Here is a 5,662-nt window from a genome sequence, read left to right as displayed (position 1 = left end):
GCTTAAAAATTCGTGGCGGCAGGTAGTGCCGACACGTTAAACGCTTGTAAGAGGTTTTAGAAGACTAACGCAACTTAATGTTGCAATGCCTAAACCGTTGACGACAAGAATCACCTTGCTTTAGCTGGGTGAGCTTCAAGTTGTGAAGCTCAATGGGCAGAAGATGCAGTCTTTCAGATGAATCATTGTCAGTTGAGCTTATCATTTAATCCACCTTGAAGCACCCTATCAACGTCCAGTGAGTATTTTTTGGGATGCGATAATATTGTCTTTTGGGGCGCGGGCTTCAGCCTGCATAAGCACTCTGTTCATGACAAAAGATGCAGACTAAAGTCTGCGCCCCAAAAATCACGCAGAATTCTTTATTGGAAATATTAAGAATAATAACTAAACTGAAAACTAATAGTAAAACTCCTGAAATTAAACAATAAAATTTTCCCTAGCCCAGGTACCCCCTTTCTTCCTGGGCTTTTTTTTTACCTGCAATTTATTCAGGTGAATAATCAGCAGCATTATTATTTATGTCCGCTATGTTTAACAATCAAATGTGTATATCTGCCGAGCGAAGCATAAGGCTCCTGATGGCAATATAACTTTTCCATGGCCAGCAGTTGAACAAACTTTTCCTCAGACTCGCAAGGCTCTTTGAGATAATCATGGATCACCCGCACACCGGTTTTTTGCACAACCTGCATTTCAACCTCTGCCAGCCACTGTGTTACCTCAGCCTCAACTATCGGGTTGGTGGGCGTTAAGCGTACTACATTTTTACGCAGCATCCCCTTTGCCACAAAATCAAAATTTCCCGACACCAAATTATGAAAACGTTGCGCTTCTTTATTGTAAAACATTAAAGAGCACAATCCCTCTACATTTAAAAAGTTTAATAGCCCCTGTAATGTTTGTTTCGGATCTACCAACCATTCCAACACCGCATGGTTTAATATCAGATCAAATTGCCCCTCCACCAGCTCCGGCAATCTTTGTATTGAGCAGTGCAATAACTGGATATTCTGCGCGTATTTCTGGTCCTGAATTTGCGTTTCGGCAACGCGCAATAATTCACTGGAGATATCACAAAGCACAACCTGATGCCCAAGCGCGGCGAGCTTCTGTGAAAAATAGCCGAACCCGCCACCGGCATCGAGGATCCGCAGCGGCCTGTCCGGCAGTAACGAAAGGCAGTGCAGGAGTTCGTCCCAAAGGATTTCAGTGCGTATTCTGCCCTTGCCGCTGCCATAAATATTTTTTACAAATTTCGCGGCAATATTGTCAAAATTATGATCATTCAATTCTATGTATTCCAATTAACTGTTAATATTATTTTTTAAAATATCGAGTTATCAATATGTTATTTGTATTAAAAAAATGGCTGGGCAGTTTGTTAATGCCGCTTCCTCTTATACTGATGCTTTTTCTGCTGGGACTTATTTTACTGTTCTTTACCCAAAAACAGAAACTTGCCAAGTTTAATTTACTATTAAGTTTTATACTTTTGTTTACCTTCTCCTGCCTGCCTTTTACAGAGCGACTTGTCGCGCCATTAGAGCGCCAGCATCCCCCTGTTATGCAGCCGGCACAGGACTTCCAGTTTATTTTATTATTAGGCTCGGGAGGCAGTGCCGATCCCGGTTTACCTGTCACCGGGCAGCTATCAGCAACCGCCTTAAGCCGATTTATTGAAGCATTACGCTTATATCAAAGTAACCCAAATGCAACGTTAGTGGTTTCAGGCGGCGGATTTGGCGATATTAAATCACATGCGCAGCTGATGGAAGAGTTAGCTTTAACCATGAAGATTCCGGCGGGTAAAATCATCCGTCTGGATAACACGCTGGATACGGACGATGAAGCGCAACAGATGGCGAAAATTATCGGCGATGAATCAGCGGCTTTAGTGACTTCAGCCACCCATATGGACCGTGCAGTGCAACTTTTCGCTAAATATAATAAAGCGCCGACACCCGCACCCGCTAACTATTTAGCACCAAAACGTTTAGGCGAATCGCCCTCTTATTATTACACCCCATCCGCTTATAACCTGCATAAGTCAACAACGGCCTGGCATGAATATCTGGGAAGATTGCAGAATAAAATAAAAACGTGGTTTGGATTGTTAATAAGGTTTTGGCGCGCAGACTTTAGCCTGCATTGTTTTGATTTGTTATTTTACTTATGCGGACTAAAGTTCGCTTGTTATTCATTTATTTTTTTACTTTGAAAGTAGACGAATACGACAAAACAAATAGACTGAAGAATATAACATTAAACAAAAAATCAAAAGATGCGGGCTGAAGCCCACGCCCCAAAACCAAAAGTGTTCAATTCGCCACGAAATACAACAAATCACATTTTAAACTAAACTTAATCTTTAAGAATGAATAGCAATAGCGAGTACTGCGCAGAGTATGATACGTAAAAACCTGCCTCACATTGATCAAAAAAATGCAATTCAGTTTGTCACATTCCGAACGCAGGAGAGTGTAGCCTACTACCTTGAAAAACATAATATCAATACAACGGATAGCACCTCTAAACAGCAATTTCAACAGGATCAGTTTTTAGATAACTCCTCTGCTGGAGCCATGTTAAATGAAGAAGTGATTCCACTGCTGTTAACATTCTTTAAATCAAAAGATACAAACTACTATCACTTAATCGCTGTCTCTGTTATGCCCAACCATGTGCACCTGCTGTTTGAACAGTTAAAGCCACTGGTAGAAATTATGCAGAAAATAAAAGGAGGCAGCGCTTTCTCAATCAATAAACACTATGAAAGAACCGGTACGATATGGGACAGGAGTTATTTCGACAAAATTATCCGAACAGAGAAACAATTCAACGTAACTTATCAATATATTAAAAATAATGCGCACAGGGCAGGTTTAGAAGATGCAGACAGCCGTTTTTACGGCATTTATGAAGAGGAAAGAATATTAAAGGGGCGTGGACTTTAGTCCGCATATGCGCACTGCGCATCCTTTTTTTTAGCCTGCATAATAGAAATGGTAAATCAAAAGATGCGGGCTGAAGCCCGCGCCCCGGAACACTAGACTGTCGTCTAATTCGCTCCGCGCCCCAAAAATCAAACTTTAGTCTAGTATTCCCCGTAATTCACAAATATTGAATTACACCAGCTGCGCTTCCTGTTTTACCAGTGCCTGTGCTGCCACCATATGTTCGCCGTTAAAGGAGAGCGCCGGAGAGCCGTAAAGCTCATAGCCCTCTTCCAGCAGTTTGGTTACGCGCTGGCAAAAATCGGCGTCGTCCTTTCCAGTGATAAGTTTATATTTTTCTTTTACTTGTGACATATTATATTCCTTTTATTAGCACGATTTAGGATGAGCATACGATGATTCATTTAAAAAGGAAATAAAAGAGGTAGAAAATGTGAGAAACCAACTGAGATGGACAAAAATACGGCAGATTAATTTTGATTGTTTGAATCTTTGACATTGCTTTTCAATGGCGCGCAGGGCGACAAATTTGTCAGGAGCAAATTTGAACATTGGAGTTTACGACAATGGCCCGAAGGGCAGGACGCCCGCAGTTATTTACGGCAGTCTGTTGTCATGAGCGGGCGGGCTCTGAGAGCCCTGTTTTACCCCGCAGTTATGACAACAGGAGGGCTGAAGCCCTCGCCCCCCTTGTTTGCAACGCTAAGCTTACAGATGTTTGTTAAGGGCGGTACACTTTAACGTTGCTGAAACCCGCTTCTTTGAGATACAGCGCCTGCAGCTGACTCATTACACCGCGCGCGCAATATAGCAGGTAGGTTTTATCCTGCGGCAGGTTGGCAAACTGGCTGGACAGTTTAAAGAACGGCAAATGTTCAACGGTGACACCTGCAATTTCCAGTGGTGATTCCTCTTCTTCTTCCGCTGAGCGGATATCTAATACCACTTCATTTTCTGCAAAATCTGAAACGGACTCCACTTCTGCGATCTCTTCATGTGCTGCTTTGTCAATATCACGGATATCTAGTACCTGCGCATTTTCAACAACCTGTTCGATCAGGGAAAGATCAAATTTTGCTTCCTCTTTTTCAATTTTTTTCATTACCGCTTTGACGGTCGGACGCTGTGAAATTACGCCACAATATTCCGGAATGGTTTCTGAGATTTCGGCGGTACCGATAAAGCGCGCACAATCGATAATATCCTGTTTATCCGTTGCAATCAGCGGACGCAGAATAAGCATATCCGTCACTTTATCGATTATCGATAAATTACGCAGGGTTTGGCTGGATACCTGACCTAACGCTTCACCCGTTACCAGTGCTTCGATATCCAGACGTTCAGCAGCCAGAGTTGCCGCGCGCATCATCATACGCTTAAGAATAACGCCCATTTGTCCGTTATCGACTTTTTCCAGGATCTCTGCAACAACAGGCTCAAAGGGAATAGAGATAAACTTAACCCGGTGTGATGCACCGAAACGGTTCCACAGTTGATAAGCCACCTGTTTAACGCCGATTTCATGGGCTGCACCGCCGAGGTTAAAGAAGCAGTAATGTACCCGAGAGCCACGCTTTAATAGTTGATAACTGGAAACGCCGGAATCAAAACCACCAGAGATTAATGATAATACAGACTCCTGCGAGCCTAAGGGGAAACCACCTAAGCCGGGATGTTTTTTATCGATAAAATAAAGTCTGTCGTTATTTATCTCTAAATGGACGGTAATATCCTGCCCTTTTAATTTAACCCCCAGCGCATCTGTGTGCTGATTTAAACCACCACCAATATAACGCTCGGCTTCTATCGAGGAGAAATCATGTTTACCGATACGTTTAACCCGCACGCAAAAGGTTTTCCCGTCAAGTGAACTGCCGACATTCTCCAGCGTCTGCTCATAGACGTTATGCAGGTCGGTAAATTCCGTTTCTTTTACCTCTAAAAAGTGAGCAATACCCGGTGTGCTGGCTAACAACAGGATCATATTCTCTTTGTTTTCAGGCGTTTCATTGACGGTGCGAACAACGATCTTATCCCACTCTAAAATCACTTTAACCTGTTCATCATGACGGCTTAATACATTACGGATATTCCCCTGCAGCATTTTGCTGAAACGCTTACGGACAGGTTTACTTTTCATCATGATTTCAGGAAAAAGTTTTACGATAAATTTCATTGTGTGATCACTGTGCAAATAAATAAGGAGGCAAATTATACCCGTTACGCCTCTTGAGGCAAAGAGGTGAGTAGATTTTTATTGATGCGTAGAAAATTTGTATTGTTTGGGGCGCGGGCTTCAGCCTGCATTGTTTTTATTTTTCACATTTTTTAAATGTGGACTCGTAGAGTCCATATGCGGACTGAAAAAAGGACTCGCAGAGCTCCTCCGCTCATTACACTGAACTTTCGTTCAATTCGCTCCGCGCACCAAACCAAAACCTTCATAAAACAACAATTTTATAGCATCGATATCTGGGCAGGTTACAGAATAAAATAAAAGCGTAGTTTTGATTATCGATATATAGGGGGCGCAGACTTTAGTCTACATAAGAAAAATAACAACTCAAAAAATGCGGACTGAAAAAAGGACTCGCAGGAAAGGAGTCGCAGAGCTCCTCCGCTCATGATACTAGACTGCGGTCTAATTCGCTCCGCGCCCCCAAACCAACACCTTCATAAAACAACAATTTTATAGCATCAATATC

At 42.5% G+C, this 5,662-nt stretch carries 5 protein-coding genes; 2 read left to right on the top strand and 3 right to left on the bottom strand.

Annotated elements, in window-relative coordinates; all coding sequences use genetic code 11:
* Positions 1 to 515 precede the first annotated feature (515 nt).
* A complete protein-coding gene (locus tag ABZA00_RS15965; protein WP_372883146.1) occupies positions 516 to 1,292 on the bottom strand; it encodes a methyltransferase domain-containing protein in 777 nt (258 codons plus the stop codon).
* 56 nt (positions 1,293 to 1,348) lie between these two features.
* On the opposite strand from ABZA00_RS15965, the gene ABZA00_RS15960 reads away from it, so the two are divergent.
* Together ABZA00_RS15960 and ABZA00_RS15955 are read left to right on the top strand one after the other, a co-directional pair.
* Entirely contained in the window at positions 1,349 to 2,221 is an 873-nt protein-coding gene (locus tag ABZA00_RS15960) for an ElyC/SanA/YdcF family protein (RefSeq protein ID WP_372883145.1), read from the top strand.
* A gap of 187 nt (positions 2,222 to 2,408) precedes the next feature.
* On the top strand, positions 2,409 to 2,957 hold the full coding sequence (locus ABZA00_RS15955; protein ID WP_372883144.1) for a transposase: 549 nt from the start codon (positions 2,409 to 2,411) through the stop codon (positions 2,955 to 2,957).
* Between the two features lie 171 nt (positions 2,958 to 3,128).
* On the opposite strand, the gene ABZA00_RS15950 is transcribed toward ABZA00_RS15955, so the two are convergent.
* Together ABZA00_RS15950 and thiI are read right to left on the bottom strand one after the other, a co-directional pair.
* A complete protein-coding gene (locus ABZA00_RS15950) occupies positions 3,129 to 3,311 on the bottom strand; it encodes a DUF1737 domain-containing protein (RefSeq protein WP_372883143.1) in 183 nt (60 codons plus the stop codon).
* 367 nt (positions 3,312 to 3,678) lie between these two features.
* Positions 3,679 to 5,133, bottom strand: a complete 1,455-nt coding sequence (gene thiI, locus ABZA00_RS15945) for a tRNA uracil 4-sulfurtransferase ThiI (protein WP_372883142.1) — start codon at positions 5,131 to 5,133, stop codon at positions 3,679 to 3,681.
* Between the last annotated feature and the right edge of the window lie 529 nt (positions 5,134 to 5,662).

Origin of the sequence: Psychromonas sp., from assembly GCF_041586535.1 — a bacterium.
Lineage (GTDB): Bacteria > Pseudomonadota > Gammaproteobacteria > Enterobacterales > Psychromonadaceae > Psychromonas.
The sequence above is the reverse complement of the archived record's forward strand: the minus strand, read 5'-3'. Positions and strand labels throughout refer to the sequence as shown.

Bases quoted from the DNA above. Each gene is read 5' to 3' on its own strand.
- ABZA00_RS15960 (WP_372883145.1), top strand. From the start codon at position 1,349: ATGTTATTTGTATTAAAAAAATGGCTGGGCAGTTTGTTAATGCCGCTT.
- ABZA00_RS15955 (WP_372883144.1), top strand. From the start codon at position 2,409: ATGATACGTAAAAACCTGCCTCACATTGATCAAAAAAATGCAATTCAG.
- ABZA00_RS15950 (WP_372883143.1), bottom strand. From the start codon at position 3,311: ATGTCACAAGTAAAAGAAAAATATAAACTTATCACTGGAAAGGACGAC.
- thiI (WP_372883142.1), bottom strand. From the start codon at position 5,133: ATGAAATTTATCGTAAAACTTTTTCCTGAAATCATGATGAAAAGTAAA.